The following is a 24836-nucleotide window of genomic DNA, read 5'->3' as shown; positions in this document are numbered from 1 at the left end:
ATTAGCGCCCGTTCAAGGTTTCAAGAGATTTAATTATGATCAGTGCATTCGATATGTTTAGTATCGGAATTGGCCCTTCCTCCTCTCATACAGTAGGCCCAATGCGTGCATCACGCTTATTTGTTAAAAAGCTGCAAGACTTAGCCCTTTTTGAGCAAGTGACAGAAGTTAAAGTCGAGTTGTTTGGTTCTCTAGGCCAAACAGGAATTGGCCATGGCTCAGGCAAAGCGGTTATTTTAGGGCTTGCAGGATACGATCCTGAAAGCATCGATGCCGATCAAGTCGATAGTATTTTGCAAAAAATCGAACAAGAACAAATTATTTATCTTGATCAAAACCATGCGGTTAAATTTCCAACTCAAGGCGCAATTGTATTTCATCGCCGTAAAACATTACCTAAGCACAGTAATGCAATGGAAATTATTGCCTACCAAGGTAAAAACATTATTTGCCAACAAGTTTATTATTCGATTGGTGGTGGCTTTATTGTGACCGCCGAAGATTTTGATAATGAAAAAACGGCAGCCATCGAAATTCGCACTTTAAACCCTGCGCCATTTGATTTTAATTCAGCCAAAGAGCTGCTTGAAATGTGTAAAGAATCAGGCTTCAGTGTCTCAACTCTGATGATGAAAAACGAGAAAACATTGCGTACCGAAGAGCAAATCAAAGACGAGTTGTACAACCTTTGGAAAGTAATGAAAGCCTGTATCGAAAGAGGCATTCGTACTGAGGGGATTTTACCCGGCGGTTTAAAAGTAAAGCGCCGTGCACCGAGTCTTTATTTACAACTTAATGTTGAAACAAACGATGACCCTTTGCGTGCTATGGATTGGGTTGATTTATTCGCTCTGGCAGTCAACGAAGAGAATGCGGCCGGTGGTCGTGTTGTCACAGCGCCAACGAATGGCGCCGCGGGTATTATTCCTGCGGTATTAATGTATTACCATAAATTTGTTAAACGAGTCGACCGTGATATTGCAACACGCTACCTATTAACAGCTGCGGCAATTGGTATTTTATATAAAAAGAATGCCTCTATTTCTGGTGCTGAAGTAGGCTGCCAAGGTGAAGTCGGTGTGGCTTGCTCAATGGCTGCAGGTGCTTTAACTGAAATTGTCGGTGGAAACGTGGAGCAAGTTGAAAATGCCGCTGAAATTGGTATGGAGCATAATTTAGGCCTAACGTGCGATCCGGTTGGTGGTTTAGTGCAAGTCCCATGTATTGAACGTAATGCAATGGGTGCAATTAAAGCAATTAATGCGTCACGCCTAGCACTTCGTGGTTCTGGTCAACAAAAAGTCTCTTTAGATAAAGTGATCAAAACCATGTGGGAAACAGGTAATGATATGAAAACTAAATATAAAGAAACAGCCCGTGGTGGCTTAGCCGTTAATATCATTGAATGTTAACAGCATAATTGAAGCAATAAAAAAGGCGGATTATCCGCCTTTTTTATTGCTGGGTTTAAAATAAATTAACGAATTGGTAACTCAATATCAGCAAATAACGCATCAACATCTTCTTGATTGCGTAATAAACTTGCGCGCTCAACACGTTCTTTAGTTAAATGCGAAGCAAAACGTTCAATAAAATCATACATATAAGTACGTAAAAATGTACCCTTTCTAAATCCTATTTTAGTCGTACTTGCATCAAATAAATGGCTTGCGTCAATACACACCAAATCATGATCGGCTTGTTTATCAATCGCCATTGAGGCGACAACCCCGACACCTAAACCCAAACGGACATAGGTTTTAATAACATCAGCATCGGTTGCAGTAAATACAATTTGAGGTTCAAGCCCATGCTTACTAAATGCTTTATCAAGCTCAGAACGACCTGTAAAACCAAACACATAAGTAATTAATGGATACTTTGCAATATCAGCAATCGTTAAGTTATTTACTTTTTGCGCTAATGGGTGATTTTTGGTTACTACAATACTACGGTTCCAATGATAACAAGGCAGCATCACTAAATCTGAATACAAATGAAGCGCTTCGGTGGCAATAGCGAAATCAGCATCACCACGGGCCGCGGCATCTGATATTTGCTGCGGTGTACCTTGATGCATATGCAAAGACACTTTCGGGAACTTTTTCATAAAGCCTTGAATAACTTGCGGTAACGCATATCGAGCTTGGGTATGAGTTGTCGCAATATTAAGCTTACCCTGATCAGGCAAGGTGTGCTCATTTGCAACAGCTTTAATCCCTTCAACTTTTGATAAAATCTCTCTCGAGATGTGAATAATATCTTTTCCCGCAGGTGTTACATGTGTGAGATGCTTACCACTTCGGCCAAAAATTTGCACACCAAGCTCATCTTCAAGCATTCGAACTTGCTTAGAGATGCCAGGTTGTGATGTATACAAGCTTTCTGCGGTTGCAGAGACATTGAGGTTATGATTAAGCACTTCAACGATATATCTAAGTTGTTGTAATTTCATGATCGATTTTATCTATTCTTATTACCTTTATTTATAATCGTTTGGGTCAACTATTCCAAGTGATAATTAATTTAAATTAGATTTTTTGTTAAAAAACCAGCTTTTGACTAAGATTATTACTAACTTAGCTCCATAACTTCCTTTTACTGACAAAAGAATCAAAATCGAAAATATGACTAATCCATTACAACGCTATACACAATTGAAATTTTTGATTGTTGATGACTTTTCAGAGTTTCGCCTATCACTCAAACAGATGGTTGAAAGCTTTGGAGCGAAACATGTGGATGTGTGTATTAATGCCGAAGAAGCCATCGGTAAATACGCTGAACATTACCATAATGTTATTTTGGTCGATTACAATTTAGGGGAAGGATTAAGTGGCTTACAACTCTTAGAAGAACTTAATCATCGTGAGCTGCTAAAACCAGGAACTATTTTTGTTTTAATCACTGGAGAAACAGCAATGGAGCTCGTGATGGGTGCACTTGAATACCGCCCTGATGATTATTTAGCCAAACCATTTACACGCAACACATTAAAAACACGGTTAGACAAACTAGTGTTAATCCAGGAAATGTTCAATCCAATATACCAAGCCCTTAGTAAAGGAAAATCAAACCTTGCGATTGAATGTTGTGATGCTATTCAACAACAATCCTCTCGCTTAGTCATGCATTGCTTACGCCTAAAAGGAGATATTTTATTAAAGTCAGGTTCTTATGCAAAAGCCGTCAATGTTTTTACAACCGTGCTCGAACAGCATGAGCTTAATTGGGCACTGATGGGACTTGCACGCGCTTACTCTGGTTTAAACGAGCTCAATCACATTGAGCCCCTGTGTAACAAAATTATCACTAAGAATAAAAATGCCCTTGAAGCCTACGATTTGCTTGCAGAAACTCAATGCTCACTCGGGCAATTTGAAGAAGCTTATAGTCTGTTAAAAACCGCAAGTGAACTATCACCTAACTCACTCATTAGGCAACGAAAGCTAGGCTCTCTTGCTGAAAGGTATCTAGACTTAGAAATTGCGTATAATGCCTTTAAAAAGGTTATTTTATTAGGTAAATATTCGGTCAAAATCCACCCAGATGACTACCTTCATTTACTACAAATTATTTTACAAATACAGTTCGGGTCTTTTGGTTCGCTCTCACTAAGAGCACCAAAAGAATACTCAGGTATTTATCGAGATATCGCTAGGCGTTATCCAGGAGATATACAACTCTCAATAGCCCTTAGCCTTCACCAATCGCTGCTGAAATATTTAAGTAATGATCAAGCGATGGGTTTAAATGAAATTACTGAGTTAATAGCCCGTTGCCAGCAGTTACCCGATCGCCTTAAACCGTATTTAATCAACCAAATTACCTTTGTTGAGCAACGGATTGAAGATCCTGAAGTAAAAAACACCATAAACTCACAATTTTTAGATAATAAAGCAGAACTTATCACACAAGAAAACTTCAACAAAGCAAACAATTATAATCGACAAGGAATGGTGAAATTCAAAGAAAAAGACTACTTAGCGGCAAAAAATGCATTTAAAACAGCATTAATGAACTCACCTTCAAATATCAATATCGCGTTGAATCTATTACAATGTTTATATCGTTTAGCCGAAAACCATCAACGTAAAGCGATTGAACCTGCATTACTCACTTTATGTGCACAATCATTAGAATCAATAGATCCTGCCGATCATCGTTATGCTCATAGCCAAAGTTTGTTTCGAAATATCAAAGCAAAATTAGCACAATAAGGAATGAATATGCCCAACACTTCTGCCCCTCTTGATTTTTCCACTGTGCTAGCTGCAAGTATGCATGATATGAAGAACTCGCTTTGTTTATTATTACAATCCATGGATCATATTAGCGCTAGGCTTGAACATGATGCTCAAAGTAAAAACGAATTTGCTCAGTTTCATTATGAAATTGCACGATTAAACTCAAACTTATTACAACTGCTGGCTTTATACCGAAACTCACAAGATGCTTTACCTTTAAATATTGAAGAAGTGTATCTTGATGAATTGTTTGAAGAGCTTTTAATTAAAAACGAAATGTATATTAAAAATAAAATGCTACAGTGTACTGTAGAGGTAGAAGAGGAGTTATCATGGTTTTTCGATAGTGATTTAATTTCGAACCTATTAAATGACATTTTAGTAAATGCAATGCGCTATTCAACATCACAGCTACTTTTAAAAGCATTTATAAAAGAAAAAAAACTTTATATACAAATCATGGATGATGGTAAAGGTTATCCAAAACAAATGCTGCTCAATTCTCATGAGCAGATGGCAAGCATCTCGCTAAGTCAAAGTCGCACAGGCTTAGGTTTGTATTTTGCCAGCTTAATAGCCAAAGCACATTGTAATAATGACGTGTGCGGTCATATCAACTTAAGTAATGGCGGGCGATTTAACGGCAGTGTCTTTACCCTAACACTACCCTAACTTCATATATTTAGGTAAGATTAGAGAATAATCATGAAAAATTTAAAAGAGATGTATTTATGATAGTTGCTATCATTTTAGTATTAATAGTTGCATTAATCGTTATTGCCGTTTGGGTTAATGCAGTACAGCAACATAGAGAAAAACAAGAGGTTGAACGTCGTCAAGAATTAACCAAGCACAAAAAGATTATTGAAGAGACCGAAGATATTTTAATGAATGCTGCTAACTTACCTATGTCATCAGCTTTAATTGGTGTCTTACATAAGCGAATTGTAGATTCACTTCGATCGATGTGTGAGCTTTCACCTACCTCAAAAGAACTCAAATCACGGTTGGTAGAATCAAATGAAAGAATGCAAAACTCCCAGAGCACAGACTCATCTGCAGGTGATAAAATCGTATTGCCTGATAATGACAAGCAAATTATCGGACTTGTACAGGGCATTAAAAAATTACGTAATTTATTACGTTCCGAGCACACCAAAGGCAAAGTAGATACACAAATATTTTTAAATGAAGATAAGCGATTAGAAAAGCTCCAATTAAGAATTAACGTAGAAAGCCAAGCTAAGCGAGGGATGGCAGCACGTTCAGCCAATATGTTAGGTTCCGCACGTCAATACTTCGAAAAAGCGATTGCCACACTTTCAGCTCAAACTTACTCAGATGAATATATTGTCACTAAAAAAGCAGAGGTTGAAGCGTTGCTAGAAGAAATCACCAATGAGCTCAAAGTGACAAACGCCACAGACAGGAAGAAAAAAGCAGAGCAAGAACAAGACGATTTGGATGTGTTATTTGCACCTAAGAAAAAGTGGTAACGCCCTAAACCAAAATATCATAATTTAAAAATAAAAAAACCAGCTTATATTAAGCTGGTTTTTTAGTGAAAAAACAATGTTAAGCTTTTTTGCTGGCTGCTTTTTTCTCTTCAACAACCCATTTACCTTGCTGATAATGCGCTGTCCAGCCCGTTGCTTTTCCTTCAACTTCCGTCATAACGTACTGCTCTTTTGCTTTACGACTGAATCGAACAATTGTTTCATTACCTTGTGCATCGGTTGTAGGTGCATCAGCTAAATAATAAAACTTAGGTGAGATACGATCCCTAAAACGCTTTAACTCTGCCACTTTCGGTGCACGTGTTTCTCGTGACTTTGGAAACGTTGATGCAGCTAAAAATAGGCCTGACGCACCATCTCTTAATACAAAGTAAGCTTCAGATTTTTCGCAAACAAGCTCAGGTAGATGAACGGGATCTTCTTTAGGTGGTGCAGCTTCACCACTTTTAAGTAGTTTGCGTGTATTTTTGCAATCATCGTTCGTACAGCCAAAATACTTACCAAAGCGACCGGATTTAAGCTGCATATCAGAACCACATTTATCACACTCTATCAGTGGGCCATCATATCCTTTGATTTTAAACACACCTGATTCAACAATGTACCCATGACAACCAGGATTATTGCCACACACATGTAATTTGCGCGTTTCATCAATTAAATATGAATCCATTGCTGTTTCACATATCGGGCAACGCTTCATATGACGTAGGCTTTCAGTTTCTGCATCTTCTGAATCAACTGCAAGTGCTTCATCACCACTAGTTAGATTCATAGTTGTAGTGCAACGTTCTTTCGGTGGGAGGTTATAACCCGTACAGCCTAAAAATACGCCGGTAGAAGCAGTTCTGATCCCCATGTTACGTTCACATGTTGGGCATTTGATATCCGTCTCAACCATTTGGTTTTGACGCATGCCACCTTCAGTTTCTTCTTTACCCGCTACATCAAGTTGCAGCGAAAAATCTTTATAGAAGGTATCAAGTACATCAGTCCATTCTAATTTTCCAAGCGCGATGTCATCTAATTGACCTTCCATCTTTGCTGTAAAATCAAAATCCAGTAATTCAGTAAAATTCTCAACTAAGCGATCATTAACAATTTCACCCATTTTTTCTGCGAAAAATCGGCGATTTTCAACACGGGCATAGCCTCTATCTTGAATTGTTGAAATAATAGCGGCATAAGTCGATGGTCGCCCTATTCCTCGCTTTTCAAGCTCTTTAACTAAGCTTGCTTCACCAAATCGAGCAGGAGGCTTAGTAAAGTGCTGTAATGGGTCAAGCTGCTCAAGTATCAGTACATCACCCACTTCAACTTTAGGTAATGCTTGCTCTTCCTCATTCTTTTTACGAATAGCAGGTTGTACTCGAGTCCAACCATCAAAAACCAACACTCTGCCTTTGGCTTTTAATTGGTAATCTGCTGCTTCTACAGTAATAGTCGTTAAGTCGTATTCCGCATTAACCATTTGGCACGCGACAAATTGACGCCATATCAGCTCATATAACTTCTTAGCGTCAGCTTCAACCCCATCTAAGTCACCTGATAAAAATGCCACATTAGATGGTCGAATGGCTTCATGAGCCTCTTGAGCATTCCCTTTAGAGCTATAAGAAATAGGTTCTGCTGGTAAATACTGTTGCCCAAACTTATCAGCGACATATTCACGACAACTTGCTACAGCATCTGCTGATAAGTTGGTTGAATCGGTACGCATATAAGTAATATAACCCGCTTCGTATAAACGCTGGGCTAACATCATGGTTTTCTTAACACCATAGCCTAAGCGGTTACTCGACGCTTGTTGCATTGTAGAAGTTATAAAAGGCGCTGTTGGTTTACTTTTACTAGGTTTTTTCTCATTTTCAACCACAGTAAATTGTGCATTTTCTAATGCAGCTACAGCTGCCATTGTTTGACTTTTATTAACAGGCTTAAATGCTTGTTGCTGATATTTTACAACCGCAAGGCGTATTTGCTCTTCTTTGGCGGCAACATCTGCATGCAAATCCCAATACTCTTCAGGAATAAATGCTTTAATTTCGCGTTCACGTTCAACAAGCACACGCACAGCGACCGATTGCACACGCCCTGCAGATAAACCTCTTGCTACTTTTTGCCATAACAGAGGCGACACCATAAAGCCCACAACACGGTCTAGAAAGCGCCTTGCTTGCTGCGCATAGACCATGTCAGTATTCAATTCACCCGGTGTAGAGAATGCTTGTTGGATTGCATTTTTCGTAATTTCATTAAACACAACACGCTTATATTTGCTCGACTCGCCACCTATTACTTGTTCGAGGTGCCATGCTATGGCTTCCCCTTCTCTATCTAAGTCGGTTGCGAGATAGATTTGGTCAGCATCTTCAGCTAATTTTTGCAGCTCTTGAACAACCTTCTCTTTACCCGGAAGGATTTCATAATGTGGTTGCCAGCCTTTAGCTGGATCAATACCCATTCTCGCAACCAAATTACTGTAGTCACGAGCTTGTTTATAAGCGGCTTTTTCTTCAGGGTCCATTTTACGTACTTCCGCAGGTGTTTTACCCGTTGAAGATTTTTTATTCTGGCCCGAACCTGAAGTTGGAAGATCGCGGATATGTCCAACGCTGGACTTCACCACAAAATCTTTCCCTAAGTATTTATTAATTGTTTTAGCCTTAGCCGGTGACTCAACAATTACTAACGATTTACCCATGTCTGCCTATTTTGAACAATTAACATTCAATTTGATTAATTACACCCGTTTAGGGCTCTATTATTAAAGGTATATCGACAAACTGCCAGTGTGACAAGCAATAAATTAAAAGTTTTTTCAATAAATTGGCTTTTTTGAGATAAATTTGAGCGATTTGCTCAATTTTTAACACAGGTGAGTTCTCAACAAAACGTGCAAAAATCAATAGCAAGTAACTCTTTGATTAATTCAAGGATTGTTCTTTTTAATGCACTTTAAGCATAAAAGTTACATTTAATAATGGAGCCATTCAATAAAAAAGGCCTCAAATGAGGCCTTTTCATATTAAGATATTTTATTAACCTGCATCTAATACAACCAAGCTAGCTTGCGAAATTACTTGTTTAGGTGTGGTAAATTTCACATTAACTGAACCTGATGATTTCTTGTTAGGCGTCGCTTCAGGCGCAATGGTGAAACTAAAACCACGCGCTGTTGTTCGTGCACTATTTGGTAAAGTTTCAGTATCACGGCCCGAAAAATCACCATTTGTTGCTGCAACATCTACAGATGTACCAGCTGGTAATGAATTATTATACAAGTCAGAGTAATAGAAGTTGATAGTCGTTGCACCTAAACCAACATTTACAGGACTATCAGGAGAAGTAGGATCCGAATCATCATTATCAATCGGTGTTGCTGGATCATTATCATCATCAATATGAACCAACACTGGTGTCAAATCAACAGCCGCGACATCACAAAAATCCGCAGACTCTGAAGGCTCTAACGATAATAAAGTTCTTACAATCCCGTCTTTATCGGTAATTTTGTAATTGCTACAATCAGCTGGCATACCTGCAATTCCATAAGCAGGAATTCCAGGTACTGAAGCTTTAGCAATATTAAATCGGTAATATGCTTCACTACCAGACATCACAATTTCAAAACGACGGCGTACATCAATTAAATCTTTAGTACATTTACCTAAAGCCTCTGCATCGGCCGTACAAACTAGACCATTAAACTTACCATCCGCAGAGCTGTGAACCTGATCATTATTTAAATCAACAAACTCTTCCCACTGCCCGCCATTTGTATTAGCTGGTGAACAAGGATTTGAAACGGATTCACAATCAACATCACCTTCAAATATACCATTTTCATTGTCATCACGAAACGCTTCGGCAAGGTCAAAACTTGAATAGAACTCACCGTTATCAAACACGCCATTGCCATTACGGTCAACAAACGATTCTTCACCTTTAGCTGTAGCTAATACCGTTGCACGTCCACCTAATGGCACACCAAGAGGATCATATGCCGCATTTCTAATACCAAACAAACATGGAGCAGCCTGACCAAAATAAGTATCGCAATTTACAGCATTTGTTTTTGGGTTGAATGAGCCAACTGTGTTGTTCCATTTAGCTTCTGTAAATGGTTTTGGATCTTGTGAGCGCCATTGCACTTCACATTTACCATCAACAGTACGGCATTCGAGTTGCGGATTAAACGCTGTGCCATCTAAAGTTCCTACAGCACCGCCTTCGGTTGTAACATACACAGCAGTACCATCTGGAACAGGATTATTAAAATGATCAGCCATCAAAATGGTAATATTCGAAATCTCTCCATTATAATCTAAGCCTTCTGCATTAATAATATCAGGCGATGCGGTAAAACTGTTGTTATCTGGCAACCCTGTGCTGGTTGATACTAAATCAGACACAGTAATTATTTGCTGATCTAGTGCTACTAAATTAAGTTTACCTGATGGGCATGCAGCGTCGCGAACAGCTGCACCTTCATTCGCTTTACATTGATCGTAACGCTCTTTCCAGCAAGTCACATCATCTAGCTGACTAATCGGTATTTGACTTGCTGGAATATAACAAGCATGAACACGCACAGCCATAGGCACAGTGCCTGAGTTTACTTGTACACGACTAATCCCATCGTTATCAGTATTGACTGTTTTTGGTGAGACTGAAATTCCACCATTTGTCGACGACAGTTTAAAGTCCATTCGCGCTTGGCGCACAGCTTGACCAACACTATCAATTAATTTGAAGGTAACTTCTGAGGTTTCTGAACGACCTTGCCCACCCGTTCCTTTTAAAGCCAAAACAGTATTTGTTGCATCAATAAAACTAATAGATTCAACAGGAGCGCTCGAAACCGGAATATTAGTTTCAATAAATTTAGCGCTACCGCCACTTACAACTGAGGCTACGACCGTATCACCTTGAGACACATTACAGCCCTTGGTACGATAAGTTGCTGTTGCAATACCACCTATGCTAGTTACTTTTTCATCCAATACAGAAAGACCGGCTTGGGTACAACCTGAAGTAAGCTCGACCTCTAACGGTAACGTCATCAATGATTTATCTGTATTTTTAATTTTGATTGTAATTACGGTAGTAGCACCCGCTGCGAGTGGTTGATTTTTATCTGTTGCAGCACCGCTTTCATCTAAAACAAAAGGTAAGCCATTATCAATTTCAAGTTCAATCTCAGCTACACCGATTTCAAATGCCGTTGATTTACTCACTCCTTTTGCTGTTGCTTTTACTTCGCCTGCACCACCATCGGCGCTAGGCTGAAGCTTTAAAATCGCAACACCAAAATTATCGGTAATTGCAGTTCCTGACTCTGGTAATATTTTTCCAAGTGTCGTTTCAGCCGAGACTAAAATATTTTTAAACCCATCACCGGTGTTAGTGTCAGTAGCAGTAATATAGATGTCTGCAATACTATCTGAAGAAACACGGTTTACCACTTTACAGCCATTACTTGTTGGATCAAGTTTAACTGAATCGCGATTTTTACCCCACTCAGCATTACAACCTACCAGAATTTTCACATCAACCACTGCTACAGCTTGCTCAATAGGTGCGCCATCGCCTGATGAGTAAAATACCGTTTCATTAGTGAGTGCAGCACCATTAACTGGCGCATAAGTAGCAATCACTTTACCTGCGCCTTTAAAATTACCTGGCGCTAAATCAATTTTAGCAATACCTTGACTATTTGTAATAGCTGTGCCTGGCGTTGCAGGTTTAATCTCTCCAGTAAATTGTGTAGTAAAAGACACTAGTGCCCCTTGAATCCCTACGCCATCTTGAGTAATTGTCGCATTAACAATGCCCATATTATCGGTAGTTACAGGATTTTGTTCATCAAACATATTTCCTTTACTATCAATAACGGAAACCGTTAATTTTAGTGCGCCTTGCTCACCACCGCCATCGCCTTCATCACCTAAACTGGTAAATACATGCTCAACTGAGGCTGTTGCGCCTTCTGGAGCGCCGAAACTAGCAATCACTTTACCTGCACCAGCGACACTGCCTGCCCGAAGTTTAATTTCAGCAGTTCCTGTTGTATTGGTCTGAGCGGTTCCAGATTCTGGATCTAAAGTGCCAATTCCACCTTCAAGAGTAAACGTAATCAATTTGTTTGGATCGGCTTTGCCATTTTTGGTAAGTGTAGCGACTAACTTGCCAGGGATATCTTTTGATATGGTTGAAATGCCAGCACCAGAGTCATAACTTAGAATTGTGACTTCTAGTTTGTAGCTGTCGTTGTTTCCTGTTGTTGTTTCAAGACTCCCACCGCCACCGCAGGCTGCGAGCGCTAAACAAAAAAGCGTCATACAGATTAAGCGTATTAAAGGCATTTACCTCTCCCTAGCTTGTTATAATTATAGAGTTATTTACCCTATCTTAACCTATTAGCAATCTAAAAATCATAGCATTTTTAAAAAAAGTTACCGCTTTTAGCTTTAATAATTTAAATTGGCTGGTAGGCTATGCAAAATTTTAATAAAAGTACTCTATTTTTATGATCTCTCGCACATCACTTGGTTTAACCAGCCGCATTATGATTGGCATGGTTTTAGGTATTTTACTCGGTTCACTGATTAAATTTATTATTGGTGATCAGAATGACTATTTTATTTCGTTTGGATTTTTTGATTTAGCCATCAAAGGCTTTTTTGTTGATGGATTGTTTCACATTGGTGGCGCTATCTTTATAGCTAGTTTAAAGATGTTAGTAGTACCATTAGTTTTTGTTTCTTTAGTATGCGGCACTTGTAGTTTAAGTGACCCTAAGAAGCTTGGTCGTTTGGGTGGCAAATCAATTGGTTTGTACTTAATCACTACAGCGATTGCAATCACTGTCGCGATTACTTTAGCATTATTAATTGCTCCTGGTGAAGGTGTACCCATTCCTGCCGACGCCACCTTTGATAACAAACAAGCGCCAACTTTAGCGCAAGTCATTATCAATATGTTTCCTACCAACCCAATTAGTGCAATGGCCAGTGGTAATATGCTTCAAGTTATCGTTTTTGCTTTGCTGTTTGGTATTTCAATGGCACTCAGTGGTGAATCAGGAAAACGTTTAGCCAATGTTTTTGAAGACTTAAATACTGTTATATTAAAGCTCGTTACAATTTTAATGAACTTGGCACCTATTGGTGTTTTTTGTTTAATGGCAAAACTGTTTACAACCATTGAGCTTGATATGATTGGTCGATTAGCGAAGTACTTTTTTGTCGTTATACTCGCATTATTGGTGCACGGCCTTATCAATTACAGCTTGTTGCTCAAGCTATTAGCTAATCTCAACCCTCTTATATTTTTAATAAAAATGAAAGATGCAGCCCTTTTTGCTTTTAGTACATCAAGCTCTAGCGCAACAATGCCCATCACCCTGGAGACAGCCACTAAAAAATTAGGCTCCAAAAACAGCGTTGCTTCTTTTACTATCCCATTAGGCGCCACCATTAATATGGATGGCACCGCTATTATGCAAGGTGTTGCCACTGTTTTTATCGCACAAGTTTTCTCGGTTGATTTGACACTGTCTGATTATTTAATGGTGATTTTAACGGCTACTTTAGCATCAGTAGGCACTGCAGGTGTGCCGGGTGTTGGCTTGATTATGCTCGCGATGGTGCTTAACCAAGTGGGTTTACCTGTGGAAGGTATTGCAATTATTATTGGTGTGGATAGATTGCTTGATATGACCCGCACAGCCGTTAATGTCACTGGAGATTGTATGGTTACGTGTATTGTCGCCAAATCCGAAGGTGAATTTGACCAAACGGTATTTGATAATTTGGATGCTGCAAAAGATTTAGAAGAAATACATTTCAAAAAATAGAGACTTATTTCGACTTTAAAAAGCCGAGAGATTAATCTCTCGGCTTTTTTATTATTAAGGTTTTAAACGCTGTAACGTCGACAATAAACTTATTAACGAACGTTCAATACCTTTTGTTAACCCAACAGAAAATTTATCGGCTAATGTTTTTTTATGAGAAAACTTCACTTTATAAATTTGAGCCTGCTGATTAAGTGTTAATAAAATATCATCGCTGGTTGCTATCTCGTCCACTAAACCTTTTTCTATGGCTTGAGACGCAAACCAATGCTCACCTGTCGCAACCTCGGTTAAATCTAGCTCAGGGCGTTTTAAACTAACAAATTGCTTGAATAACTCATGAGTTTGCTGAATTTCTTCACGAAACTTATCTCTGGCTTGATCTGTATTTTCACCAAACAAAGTCAGGGTGCGTTTAAATTCACCCGCTGTAATTTGTTCAAATTCAATGTCATTTTTTTTCAAAATTTTATTAAAATTTGGAATTTGAGCAATGACTCCGATAGAACCAATAATCGCAAAAGGGGCTGCAACAACTTTATCTGCAACACATGCCATCATGTAACCGCCACTTGCTGCAACTTTATCGACACAGACAGTTAAATGAATACCTGCTTTTTTAATTCGCTCTAATTGAGAAGCAGCCAAACCATAACCATGAACAACGCCACCACCACTTTCTAAACGTAATAAAACTTGGTCTTTACCAGCTTGAGCTACGGTTAAAATTGCAGTGATTTCCTCTCGCAACTCATCAACTTCACGAGCATCGATACTCCCATTAAAGTCAAGCACATAGACTTTATTTTTAACTTCATTTTTTTGTTGTTTGAGACGTTTTTTTTCTTCTTTTTCGCACTTTTTAAATTCATCTTTTGATAGCGTTGCCGACAAAAACTCTGACTTTAATTCATCCAATTGTAAAGAAACATCATCAAGTTCTATTTGCCCTTTTTTCACTTTAGGTTTTTGAGCAGCACCTGCAACAGAAGCAATAATCACAATAAACGCCAGTACAAAAGTAATTGTTTCGGCTAAAAATAAGCCATATTGATATAAAAATTCCAAAATAAATCCTCAAAAAAAAGTTAATGAAAATTTACCATTTAACAGGCATAAATTGTAGATAAAAAAAAGCCGCTGAGTTCAGCGGCTTTTAAAAATCATTTGGATTATTCAGTTACTAAACTTGAATCACCTATTACTAACATGCGACCACGGCTTGCTAAAAAGGTCGCCATCTGCAATTGCATTTCTGCCGTTGCTCTGGCACTTTCTTCAGCAGTTGCACCTGCACCATCGCGTGCAGCTGGTGATAATAGCGAGCCATGATGGCCTTTAACAAACTTGGTAACGTAAGATTGCGGATCAGCTGTCATTTGAGTTTCAGTTGCGACTTCTAAACCGGCAAGTTTTGCAAAAGGAATAGTACTTGCTAAAGGATTATTCATTGTATAAGGCGGGATAACCGTGTCTTTCTTGTTATCCATACCGTCACCTACAACTAAACTAATGTGCACCGGTGTACCTGTTGCTTGAAGACCTTGTGCATAGTTAGTTGAATCTGCGACATCAAGCACTGTTTGCGCAGCAAATACGAATTGAGTAAATACCGCTTGGATGCTAGCGATTTTAGCTGAATCACCTTGTTGCGTCAGAGAAGTCATAAACTCTTGATATGAACAGGTTGCAAACGCTTCTGCATTTTGTGCATAAACAGCACAATTAGCCGGTACGCTTTGTGCAAATGCTAAAAACTCTTTAGATTCATCCGTGCCAGCTGCAGAAAGAACCGACGCTTGAATAAATGGTCCAAACTCTTGTGACTCAAGTAAGAAACTCGCTACGCCGCCGCCGCCGCTTGATAATGATGCAGTATTCACTTTAAACATCGCATCAACTTGCGCATTACCTAATGTTGAATTGGTATGAGTTAAAAACATAGGTGCAACAACCGAGCCTAACGATTGACCCACGTAACTCACATCTTGTTTATTGATGTTTGCCACGTTCATGAAATTAAGACCTAAACGCAGCGCAAGCAAATCGGCTGCTGATTGGCGTAAATTATCACGAGCAACTAGCAACGATGATAAATTCATGTAGTGTAAAACCGAAATCTTACTAGCATTGAAATCATCTGTGCCATCTTGATTCACATCTAAACCACGTGTTCCATGTAATGGATGATCAATTGCAACGGTTGCAAAACCTTGTAAAGTTAAAGCCGCAGTTACTGCAAGCATATCTTCTTTTTGGCGAGTAATACCATGTTGTAAAATAACAATTGGCCAACCTGCTTCAGGCATCACTAATGGCGGCAAACCTTGAGTTGAGCGCACATAGTTAAGCAACGTTAAATCACTATCAGGTGTGGTCAATTGCACTTCTGCATTTTCATAACGCTGAACTTTAGGAATTGAATTGTATTTTGTTAAATGCTTTTGGGGATCTAACCCTAAATCGCGTAATTTCCCACCACTTAAACCAAAACAAAGACCATCGGTTTCATTGATCGGATCCATAGGAAACGTAGCGCCTGCTAACGCTTTGTAACCAGATACAATAACAGCATTATCACACAAACCTTGCCATGAACTTTCAGCTAATGCATTAATACCTGACGCTTTGGGTGTTTTATTATAAATAGGAAGCACAATACTTCCTTTTTGATATTTCACAGCTGAAAACACCGGGCTAATATTAGTCATTCCAATGCTTGCAAAAACATCAGCAACTGTCATTGATGGGAAATTCGGGTTAACGGATACTTTAGGCAATGCCGCTGGATTCATCTGTAAATTTGCAGCTAGCAGTTTTTTAACTGTACCAAGAGCTGTACCTACTGACTGCATCGTCATTGCGCCACTAAAAATTATTTCATCTTTTGTGATAGTACCGTCTGATGTGATGGCATTTTCATAACTGTTGATAACAGCTTGAAGTTGTTTTTGACTGGCGGTTACAAGCGGCATTGTAACCATATCTTGTTTAACCAAAGCATATGTTGATGAAGGATTTACTGAACGCCCTTCGCTGTCTTTGACGCCCGTTGTTAACACATTGATATAAGAAGCACCTGCTTTAAATGGCTTAAGCGGAATAATAGCGATGCTATCACCCACAGGCTTAGTAGCAAAATCAACACCATACGTTAATTCCCCGACTAATTTACAACCAAGTCCTGCAGGCACGACCGAGCACTCCTCATCAACCAAGCTTGCGCCCATCACAACTTCAAAAATACGTACTGAACCAGGCGTGACAACAGAGACTGGATCTAAGCTCACATTTTCTGGAAATTTTAACGCGATTGTAAACGGAGTCTGTGTAGACCAACCATCTAATGCGCCGAGTGCAGTTTGAGGATCTGCATAATTGATTTTTGCAGCGCTTTCGCCTGGCATTGTGAGCGTACCATCTTTGGTACCACTAAACAGGAGGTCATTTGGTACAGAAACAACTCCGTTGCTAGGATCAAATGCCACTGTTGAAGCTGGAACAACCGTTACGGCATCATTTTTTAATTCTTCTAGGCTTTCACCACCACAACCAGTTAATGCTGTTGTAATTGCGAGTGAGAGTAGCAGTTTTTTCATATTTTTTTGCTCCGATCCCGATCTTCTTATTTTTAATAGTTAATTGAAAATATATTCGGTGATTAATATTCAGACATTAGACCAGTTAAAGTTAACGTAAACAAATTCATTTCGCCACTAAATTTTACACAAAATCCGCAACTTCGCTCTTTGAATGTGATAAAATATCGAAAAATATTATTTTGGGTATTTTAATGCAAAACCAGCAACTAGATCCTTTAGAGCTTAAAGAAAAAGTTATTTTAATTACTGGTGCCGGCGACGGAATTGGTCGAGTTGCCGCACTTGAATATGCAAAAGCAGGTGCAACTGTTATCTTATTGGGCAAAACAGTAAACAAACTTGAATGTGTTTACGATGAGATTATTGCTGCCGGTGGCCCTCAACCAGCTATTGTTCCGCTTGATATGAAAGGTGCTACTAAACAGCATTATCGTGATTTAGCTGCCACTATTGAAAATCAATTTGGCCGCCTTGATGGCTTACTCAATAACGCTGGTATTTTAGGCTCTTTAGGCCCGCTTGAACATTTTTGTGTGTCTACGTTTGAAAACATCATGAAAGTGAATGTGACTGCGCAAGCTGTATTAACAAAATATATGTTTCCTATTTTGCGTAAATCATCTAATGCATCAATTATTTTTACGTCTTCGGGTGTGGGTCGAGAAGGCCGTGAGTTTTGGGGCGCTTATGCCATTTCCAAATTTGCGGTTGAAGGCATGATGCAAACGTGGTCAAAAGAAGTGTCTAAAACAAATATCCGTATCAATTGCATTAATCCAGGTGCCACTGAGACTAAAATGCGTGCTTCTGCTTATCCTGGCGAAGACCGTTCAAAATTAGCAAGCCCACATGATTTAATGCCAACTTATCTTTATTTAATGAGCGACCGCTCAATCGGTATCAATGGTCAATCGATTGATGCACAGCAAAAGTAGCAACTAAAAAAGAGCAATACATATTTTATTGCTCTTCTACATATAAAAAAGCCGCAAAAACTGCGGCTTTTTTATTACGTACGTTTTTTAGCTTTAGGGTCAGTTTTTTTGCCCGTACTACGCTGTTTATGTTTATTCACAGCCTTACGAATTTGAGCAATTTTTGCGCGTTTATCTTTACGTTTTTCTGGGATCACAGAAAGCTTAGTTTCCAACTCTCGGTCAAGACCAACCAACTTACGTAAATAGTTCACCTTTTCAAGGTCTAGTTCTTCCCAACCGCCTTGCGGTAAACGTTTATGCAGCTCTAAATCACCATAACGTACGCGAATTAGTCTCGATACCTCAACACCTTGCGATTGCCACAAACGGCGCACTTCACGATTACGGCCTTCCGTTAATAGTACGTTGTACCATTTATTGATGCCTTCTCCACCATGAGGGATAATCTTAAGGAATTTGGCTGGGCCATCTTCAAGTTCAACACCTTTAGTTAAGGTTTTTAGCGTTTCAGTTGTTACTTCGCCAAATACACGCACCGCATACTCACGCTCAACTTCATAACGAGGATGCATTAAACGATTGGCCAACTCACCATCATTGGTAAATAATAATAAACCTGATGTATTAACATCTAATCGACCAACAGCAATCCAGCGATCATCATCTAATCGCATTAAGCGATCAAACACTGTTGGACGACCTTCAGGATCTTTACGTGTACACAACTCACCTTCTGGTTTGTGGTACATTAAAACACGACACACCCGCTCTTCAGGTTCTTCAATTTTAACCACATGGCCATCTAAACGAATAAGCTGATGCGGCTCTACGCGATCACCTAATCGCGCAACATTTCCATCAACACTTACACGATGGGCTTCGATATATTTCTCAATCTCACGGCGTGAGCCTTTACCAGCTCTTGCCAATACTTTTTGCAGTTTTTCACTCATTCGGACAGTTCACTCACTGAAGGGTCTCTTAACAACTGGTCAATTTTACTTTGCTGCAATTGAGGCAGCTCGGGTAAATTATCTAAACCAGTTAACGAAAAATAATCTAAAAATACCTTGGTAGTGGCATAAAGTGCAGGACGTCCCGGTACTTCTTTATGACCGACAATTTGGATCCAATCACGATCTTGTAGTTGCTTCATAATTTGACTACTGACGGCAACACCACGTACTTGTTCAATCTCACCTCGAGTAATTGGTTGACGATACGCAATTAAAGATAAGGTTTCTAACAATGCACGTGAATAACGAGGCGCTTTTTCGGGCCAAATTTTGTTTAACCAAGGTGCTAAACTAGGATTGCTTTGAAAACGAAATCCTGATGCCACTTCCACTAATGCAATACCACGATTGTCATAGTGTAGTTGCAATTCGCTAAGGATGTGTTTAATCCGTTTTAAAGAAACATTAAATTCATCCAATACCGTACTTTTTAAAAAATCACAACTTACGGGTTTACCTGCAACAAACAAAGTTGCTTCAATAAGTTGCATAAGTTGATGATCAGATATTGGATTTTTATTCACGTACTCGCCTATCACAACAAGGGTGATTGAATTTATGCAATGGAAAATTTAGCATGCCATTATGACAGGTAATATGCGACAAAGAAACGAGATTATCGGTTAAAATTCGGATTGTTGCTCATCCCTTTTCGCCGCTAAACGAACATACACAGGGCTATTAAAGGCTGTTTGCATACACTCTATCAAGCCTTCTTTGATCAACTCTAACATTGCTATAAAGCTTACGACTACGCCACTTCGCCCTTCATTGAGTTCAAATAACTCAGCAAAGGCAACAAAATCTGTTCGGCTTTGTAATAGGGTTAAAATACGACTCATCCGTTCTCGAGTTGATAATACTTCTGCTGTAATTTGATGATGTGTAAATACTTTTGCTCTAGCCATTACATCACTCAGTGCCAATAATAAATCTTTTAACTCAACACTTGGCAAAGGCTTTTGGTGCTCAGGCTCTTGGGGCACCATTGCTTGAGCTACAAAAAAATCACGCTCTAATCGTGGTATCGCATCGACTTGTTCAGCAGCTTGCTTAAACTGTTCGTATTCTTGTAAGCGGCGGATCAGTTCAGCCCGGGGGTCTTCTTCTTCGCCAGCTAATTCTTGATGAACGGGTAATAATAACCGTGATTTTATTTGCGCCAACAATGCCGCCATGACCAAATATTCAGCAGCTAATTCAAGCTTAAACTCTTGCATTAAGTCAATATATTGAACGTATTGGCACGTAATTGTATGAATAGATAATTCGAGTATATCAAGCTTATGGCGCTTAATTAAATATAACAATAAATCAAGCGGCCCTTCAAACGCTTCAAGGGCCACTTCAAGGGCATCAGGAGGGATATAAAGATCTTGTGGCTGATTGGTATAGGCTTTTCCATGTAAAAAAGCCAAAGGGAGAGCCTGCTGAACCGGTGCCGTCATTGAGTATGTATTCCCATCACGCGAGATTATTCAAATGGGCTAATATCACCACATCCAACGCGTAAAATCTCAACGGTATCGTCTGATAAATCAATTACTGTGGTTGCTTGCTCAATTAAGTAACCACCGTCAATTATTAAATCGACTTGTTTTTCAAGTAATGAGCGAATGACTTCTGGATCTGACTCTGTATGATCTTGGCCTGGTAAGATTAACGAGCAAGACATGATTGGTTCACCAAGTTCTGCCAATAATGCTTGAGTGATTTTATGATTAGGTACACGGATCCCAATGGTTTTTTTCTTATCATTCAATAAACGTTTTGGTACTTCTTTTGTGCCTTTAAAAATAAAGGTATATGCACCAGGAGTATTGTTTTTCACTAAACGAAACATTTGGTTATCAACACGAGCATAAGTCGCAAGTTCCGATAAATCACAGCATACTAACGTTAAATTGTGATGTTTTTCTAAAGAACGAATCCGCTGGATACGTTCCATTGCAGTTTTATTTCCAATACTGCATCCAAGGGCATAACCTGAATCTGTTGGGTAGACAATCACGCCTCCTTTTTGAATCACCTCAATCGCCTGACGAATTAGTCGCGTTTGAGGATTGTCGACATGGATTTGAAAAAATTGACTCATAATATTTTATCTCTCAATCAGTGCGCTAGTTAAGCCGCTGTTAATTCGGTTGGCCAAGATTGCCATACAGCTTGGCAATCTTTTGGTAAATATAAGTTTTTGCCAAGCTCAAGCCATGTAGTTGGAAAATGAAAATCCGAACCCTGTGAACCGAGTAATTCAAATTCACGACTTAATTGGCCTAAAAACTGGCGCTCGGTTGGCGCTTGTTGAGGCTGCGCAACTTCCATCGCATGTCCACCCGCCATTTTATAATCGCTGAGTAGTTGGCGTAGCCACTTATTAGATAACTGATATCGACCAGGATGGGCAATAACAGCTTGGCCGCCTGCAGCAGTAATTGCGCTAATAGCGGTCGCCATGTCACACCACTCACTGGGTGTATAGCCTATTTTGCCGCGCACTAAATATTTTTTAAATACCGATTGCACATTTTTAGCAAGTCCAAGTTGCACGATATAACGTGCAAAATGCGCCCGTGTTACTTGCGCATTCTCAGCCAATTTTTTGGCATTTTCATAGGCATCAGCAATACCGTGTTTTTCAAGTCGCGCGCCAATCTCCATAGCGCGTGTATCTCGCTTAGCTTGTTGTTCAGCTAATAAAGCTAACAATTGTGGATTGGTTACATCAATATTTAAACCGACAATATGAATTTCAAAATTCTTCCACTTAGTGGAAATTTCAACACCGTCAATTAAAGTCAAAGGTAACTGATTGTTTTGAATGTAGGCGTGGCTCTGAGCCAAAGCATTGATGGTGTCATGGTCAGTAATCGCTAATACATCTACTTTTTTTTCAATGGCGCGATCGATCAGTTGCTCAGGGGTTAAGCTACCATCGGAAAATAAGGTGTGACTGTGTAAGTCATATTTCATGTCTGTAAAATCAATATATTGACGCATTAATGGCGTCGATTATAGCAGCCACTTAGGCCTAAAAGATACCAAAGGGCTTTTTACGCTGTATTTTAAAGGCATTTAATCGTTATTTTCTCTAAAGAGCTCTACAGATATATAACAAGTTAACAACAAAATTGAAAAATAATCATATACGACCAGACGCTTTGGGCTTGACACTCGTACCGTAAATCTTGTTTACTAGGGGCCAAGACATTTTAGGTAAAACAATAATGAATACTTCAGTTCAAACACTAACAGTAATTTGGTGGTGGCACTCGTAAAAATCGGGTGGGAACTGTCATGTCTAACAGTTTTTAAAACCCGCCTCGTGCGGGTTTTTTTATAGCAAAATTTTGAGGTTTAAAATGAATAACGTAGTTAACAAACACAGCTCTTGGTGGTGGCGCCTGATTTAACGGGACGGAATACTTGCATCTACAGTTTTTCAAGCCCGCATAGTTACTGCGGGCTTTTTTATTTAGGGGAATGAGAATTGATTTTTAGCCATATTACAACCAGTCCAGGAGAGGTCACCAGTATTACCCTATCAAGGGAATACATTGCTTGCCCTTTGTCGGTTTATGCCAATTTAAATAAAGCTAATTCGTTATTATTAGAGTCTGCCGAGATTGATTCTAAAGATAATGTCAAAAGTTTAATTTTAGTTGATGCCGCAATCCGTATTGAATGTACAGGGCAAAGCGTAACCTTAGTTTCTCAGTCTAATAATGGTCAACAACTGCTACCATATTTAGCGCAACGGGTTGAAAATTGTGATGTTACACTCGCAGACAATACCCTGACCTTACGTTACCGTGACAACCAATCTGATATGGATGAGTTTTCAAGATTGACTGCCGACAATGCATTTAGTGCGCTACGTAGCTGTATTAATACAATAAAAAGCACCACAGCTCATCCGTTCGCGGTGTTTTTAGGCGGTGTGTTTGCATATGACATGGTGGCAAATTTTGAAACGTTACCAACAGTACCAACCGGCCCAAATGAATGCCCAGACTACGTATTTTATTTAGCCGAAACCTTGGTGGTAATTGATCATCAAAAACAAACTACGGAACTGGTGGGCAATGTATTTAATGGCCCCGATGTACATGCCAATTGTTTTGAAGTAGGCCAACAACTTGAATCTCTTAACCAACTATGTTCAAACAGCCAACCTTTTAGTCCTGAGGCTATAAATGGTTCTCGCGATGTATTAGTTGATATTAATGATGATGATTTTTGTAGCCAAGTAAGCCAATTAAAAAAACACATTGTTGATGGCGATATTTTCCAAGTTGTACCCTCACGCACGTTTAGCTTAAGCTGCCCAAATTCTTTGGCCGCCTACCAGCAACTGAAAAAACAAAACCCAAGCCCTTACATGTTTTATATGCGCGACCAAGATTTCACTCTGTTTGGTGCATCACCAGAGTCTGCCTTAAAATATTGTGCCACCAGCAATCAAGTTGAAGTTTACCCAATTGCTGGCACTCGTCCTCGCGGTAAATTCCCTAATGGCGACATTAATCCAGATAAGGACAGCCGCATTGAACTTGATTTACGTAACGATAAAAAAGAACTTGCTGAGCATTTAATGCTGGTTGATTTAGCGCGCAATGATGTCGCACGAATTTCAATTGCAGGCACTCGTTTTGCCAAGGAGTTACTCAAAGTAGACCGCTATTCTCAAGTTATGCACTTAGTCTCGCGTGTTGTAGGCCAATTAAAACCACAACTTGATGCGCTGCATGCTTATCAAGCGTGTATGAACATGGGCACTTTAGTGGGTGCGCCAAAAGTAAAAGCGTCTGAGCTTATTCGTTTAACGGAACAAAAACGCCGTGGAAGTTACGGTGGAGCCGTGGGCTACTTAACCGGAGATGGGTCGATGGATTCGTGTATTGTCATTCGCAGTGCGTTTGTCAAAAATAATATCGCCCACGTGCAAGCTGGCGCTGGTGTGGTGTTTGATTCAAACCCTCAGGCTGAAGCCAATGAAACCCGCGCAAAGGCCCAAGCGGTCATTAAAGCCATTCAATCAACATTTTTGGCAGGTGAATAATGAACTATAAAATTTATTTTTTAGATAATTTTGACTCGTTTAGTTACAACCTTGTAGACGAATTTGCCCAGCTAGGGGCTGAGCTTGTCATCTACCGTAACAACCTCAGCGCAGACTTTATCTTCGCACAAATGCAGCAAGAAACCGTGCCGGTCATTTTAGTTTTATCACCAGGTCCTGGTGCACCAAGTGAAGCAGGCTGCTTAATGGCTTTGATCGAATTGTGTAAAGGTCACTTCCCTATTTTAGGCATTTGTTTGGGTCAACAAGCATTAACCCAAAGTTATGGTGGTGTGATTGGTCATGCGGGCGAAACCGTACATGGTAAATCATCGGTGATAAGCTTAGCTGCCCACCCTGTCTTTGATGGCTTTGGTGACAGCATGCCTGTGGCGCGCTATCACTCCCTAATGGCCACCCATGTGCCTGATAGCTTAAACGTGATTGCACATTATCAAGATATCCCAATGGCCATTTACCATGAACAAGATAAAGTGATCGGTTATCAATTTCACCCAGAATCGATTTTAACGCCAGATGGCTCGGTGCTGTTGCGTCAAAGTTTAGAATTTTTGAGTCAATAAGGACATGAT

General features: G+C 39.5%; 18 protein-coding genes. 8 read left to right on the top strand and 10 right to left on the bottom strand.

The annotated features are described in order from the left end of the window. The first annotated feature begins 35 nt into the window (after positions 1-35). Positions 36-1412 carry an L-serine ammonia-lyase gene (locus AC3KZC_RS07185; RefSeq protein WP_490576795.1) on the top strand — a complete coding sequence of 459 codons (1377 nt, stop codon included), beginning with the start codon at positions 36-38 and terminating at the stop codon, positions 1410-1412. 65 nt (positions 1413-1477) lie between these two features. Here the strand turns inward: AC3KZC_RS07185 and cysB are convergent, their stop codons facing one another. Further along, positions 1478-2455: an HTH-type transcriptional regulator CysB gene (gene cysB, locus AC3KZC_RS07180; RefSeq protein ID WP_490576794.1), complete on the bottom strand. Its 978-nt coding sequence runs from the start codon at positions 2453-2455 to the stop codon at positions 1478-1480. A 172-nt stretch (positions 2456-2627) separates the two neighbouring features. Between cysB and AC3KZC_RS07175 the strand changes: the two genes are divergently transcribed. From AC3KZC_RS07175 to AC3KZC_RS07165, 3 genes are read left to right on the top strand one after another with little or no spacing between them, the layout of a single operon-like run. Then, entirely contained in the window at positions 2628-4220 is a 1593-nt protein-coding gene (locus AC3KZC_RS07175; RefSeq protein WP_490576793.1) for a response regulator, read from the top strand. A gap of 9 nt (positions 4221-4229) precedes the next feature. Further along, the gene (locus AC3KZC_RS07170) at positions 4230-4919 is read left to right on the top strand and encodes a sensor histidine kinase (protein WP_490576792.1); all 690 of its coding nucleotides are present in this window, start codon (positions 4230-4232) and stop codon (positions 4917-4919) included. A 59-nt stretch (positions 4920-4978) separates the two neighbouring features. Further along, on the top strand, positions 4979-5743 hold the full coding sequence (locus tag AC3KZC_RS07165; RefSeq protein ID WP_490576791.1) for a hypothetical protein: 765 nt from the start codon (positions 4979-4981) through the stop codon (positions 5741-5743). A 79-nt stretch (positions 5744-5822) separates the two neighbouring features. Here the strand turns inward: AC3KZC_RS07165 and topA are convergent, their stop codons facing one another. Together topA and AC3KZC_RS07155 are read right to left on the bottom strand one after the other, a co-directional pair. Then, a complete protein-coding gene (gene topA / locus AC3KZC_RS07160) occupies positions 5823-8468 on the bottom strand; it encodes a type I DNA topoisomerase (protein ID WP_490576790.1) in 2646 nt (881 codons plus the stop codon). 337 nt (positions 8469-8805) lie between these two features. Next, complete coding sequence (locus AC3KZC_RS07155) at positions 8806-12132, bottom strand: hypothetical protein (protein ID WP_490576789.1); 3327 nt, start codon at positions 12130-12132, stop codon at positions 8806-8808. Positions 12133-12296: 164 nt separating this feature from the next. Between AC3KZC_RS07155 and AC3KZC_RS07150 the strand changes: the two genes are divergently transcribed. Next, complete coding sequence (locus AC3KZC_RS07150) at positions 12297-13625, top strand: dicarboxylate/amino acid:cation symporter (RefSeq protein ID WP_490576788.1); 1329 nt, start codon at positions 12297-12299, stop codon at positions 13623-13625. Between the two features lie 54 nt (positions 13626-13679). Here the strand turns inward: AC3KZC_RS07150 and sohB are convergent, their stop codons facing one another. Both sohB and AC3KZC_RS07140 read right to left on the bottom strand, forming a co-directional pair. After that, on the bottom strand, positions 13680-14693 hold the full coding sequence (gene sohB, locus AC3KZC_RS07145; protein ID WP_490576787.1) for a protease SohB: 1014 nt from the start codon (positions 14691-14693) through the stop codon (positions 13680-13682). A 104-nt stretch (positions 14694-14797) separates the two neighbouring features. Beyond that, positions 14798-17224 carry a VolA/Pla-1 family phospholipase gene (locus tag AC3KZC_RS07140; RefSeq protein WP_490576786.1) on the bottom strand — a complete coding sequence of 809 codons (2427 nt, stop codon included), beginning with the start codon at positions 17222-17224 and terminating at the stop codon, positions 14798-14800. A gap of 194 nt (positions 17225-17418) precedes the next feature. Between AC3KZC_RS07140 and AC3KZC_RS07135 the strand changes: the two genes are divergently transcribed. Beyond that, the gene (locus AC3KZC_RS07135) at positions 17419-18162 is read left to right on the top strand and encodes a YciK family oxidoreductase (RefSeq protein WP_490576785.1); all 744 of its coding nucleotides are present in this window, start codon (positions 17419-17421) and stop codon (positions 18160-18162) included. A 74-nt stretch (positions 18163-18236) separates the two neighbouring features. Here AC3KZC_RS07135 and rluB read toward each other — a convergent pair whose 3' ends face one another. The 5 genes from rluB to rnm all read right to left on the bottom strand — a co-directional run bounded on the left by rluB (position 18237) and on the right by rnm (position 22154). Then, a complete protein-coding gene (gene rluB, locus AC3KZC_RS07130) occupies positions 18237-19118 on the bottom strand; it encodes a 23S rRNA pseudouridine(2605) synthase RluB (protein WP_490576784.1) in 882 nt (293 codons plus the stop codon). After that, positions 19115-19672 carry an SMC-Scp complex subunit ScpB gene (scpB, locus tag AC3KZC_RS07125; RefSeq protein WP_490576871.1) on the bottom strand — a complete coding sequence of 186 codons (558 nt, stop codon included), beginning with the start codon at positions 19670-19672 and terminating at the stop codon, positions 19115-19117. Before scpB ends, rluB begins: the two co-directional genes overlap by 4 nt. Positions 19673-19804: 132 nt before the next feature. Next, positions 19805-20629 carry a segregation and condensation protein A gene (locus tag AC3KZC_RS07120; protein WP_490576783.1) on the bottom strand — a complete coding sequence of 275 codons (825 nt, stop codon included), beginning with the start codon at positions 20627-20629 and terminating at the stop codon, positions 19805-19807. A 26-nt stretch (positions 20630-20655) separates the two neighbouring features. Further along, the gene (locus tag AC3KZC_RS07115) at positions 20656-21276 is read right to left on the bottom strand and encodes an L-threonylcarbamoyladenylate synthase (RefSeq protein WP_490576782.1); all 621 of its coding nucleotides are present in this window, start codon (positions 21274-21276) and stop codon (positions 20656-20658) included. 29 nt (positions 21277-21305) lie between these two features. Beyond that, complete coding sequence (gene rnm, locus AC3KZC_RS07110; protein ID WP_490576870.1) at positions 21306-22154, bottom strand: RNase RNM; 849 nt, start codon at positions 22152-22154, stop codon at positions 21306-21308. Positions 22155-22671: 517 nt separating this feature from the next. Here rnm and AC3KZC_RS07105 point away from each other — a divergent pair. Both AC3KZC_RS07105 and AC3KZC_RS07100 read left to right on the top strand, forming a co-directional pair. After that, complete coding sequence (locus tag AC3KZC_RS07105; protein ID WP_490576781.1) at positions 22672-24243, top strand: anthranilate synthase component 1; 1572 nt, start codon at positions 22672-22674, stop codon at positions 24241-24243. Then, the gene (locus AC3KZC_RS07100) at positions 24243-24827 is read left to right on the top strand and encodes an aminodeoxychorismate/anthranilate synthase component II (RefSeq protein WP_490576780.1); all 585 of its coding nucleotides are present in this window, start codon (positions 24243-24245) and stop codon (positions 24825-24827) included. Before AC3KZC_RS07105 ends, AC3KZC_RS07100 begins: the two co-directional genes overlap by 1 nt. The last annotated feature ends 9 nt before the right edge of the window (positions 24828-24836 follow it).

The organism is Pseudoalteromonas sp. J2K-J031, assembly GCF_058197095.2.
This window is presented reverse-complemented; position numbering and strand designations above follow the sequence as displayed.

Coding starts and splice junctions, on each gene's coding strand:
- AC3KZC_RS07185 (WP_490576795.1), top strand. CDS start 36: ATGATCAGTGCATTCGATATGTTTAGTATCGGAATTGGCCCTTCCTCC.
- cysB (WP_490576794.1), bottom strand. CDS start 2,455: ATGAAATTACAACAACTTAGATATATCGTTGAAGTGCTTAATCATAAC.
- AC3KZC_RS07175 (WP_490576793.1), top strand. CDS start 2,628: ATGACTAATCCATTACAACGCTATACACAATTGAAATTTTTGATTGTT.
- AC3KZC_RS07170 (WP_490576792.1), top strand. CDS start 4,230: ATGCCCAACACTTCTGCCCCTCTTGATTTTTCCACTGTGCTAGCTGCA.
- AC3KZC_RS07165 (WP_490576791.1), top strand. CDS start 4,979: ATGATAGTTGCTATCATTTTAGTATTAATAGTTGCATTAATCGTTATT.
- topA (WP_490576790.1), bottom strand. CDS start 8,468: ATGGGTAAATCGTTAGTAATTGTTGAGTCACCGGCTAAGGCTAAAACA.
- AC3KZC_RS07155 (WP_490576789.1), bottom strand. CDS start 12,132: ATGCCTTTAATACGCTTAATCTGTATGACGCTTTTTTGTTTAGCGCTC.
- AC3KZC_RS07150 (WP_490576788.1), top strand. CDS start 12,297: ATGATCTCTCGCACATCACTTGGTTTAACCAGCCGCATTATGATTGGC.
- AC3KZC_RS07140 (WP_490576786.1), bottom strand. CDS start 17,224: ATGAAAAAACTGCTACTCTCACTCGCAATTACAACAGCATTAACTGGT.
- AC3KZC_RS07135 (WP_490576785.1), top strand. CDS start 17,419: ATGCAAAACCAGCAACTAGATCCTTTAGAGCTTAAAGAAAAAGTTATT.
- rluB (WP_490576784.1), bottom strand. CDS start 19,118: ATGAGTGAAAAACTGCAAAAAGTATTGGCAAGAGCTGGTAAAGGCTCA.
- scpB (WP_490576871.1), bottom strand. CDS start 19,672: ATGCAACTTATTGAAGCAACTTTGTTTGTTGCAGGTAAACCCGTAAGT.
- AC3KZC_RS07120 (WP_490576783.1), bottom strand. CDS start 20,629: ATGACGGCACCGGTTCAGCAGGCTCTCCCTTTGGCTTTTTTACATGGA.
- AC3KZC_RS07115 (WP_490576782.1), bottom strand. CDS start 21,276: ATGAGTCAATTTTTTCAAATCCATGTCGACAATCCTCAAACGCGACTA.
- rnm (WP_490576870.1), bottom strand. CDS start 22,154: ATGAAATATGACTTACACAGTCACACCTTATTTTCCGATGGTAGCTTA.
- AC3KZC_RS07100 (WP_490576780.1), top strand. CDS start 24,243: ATGAACTATAAAATTTATTTTTTAGATAATTTTGACTCGTTTAGTTAC.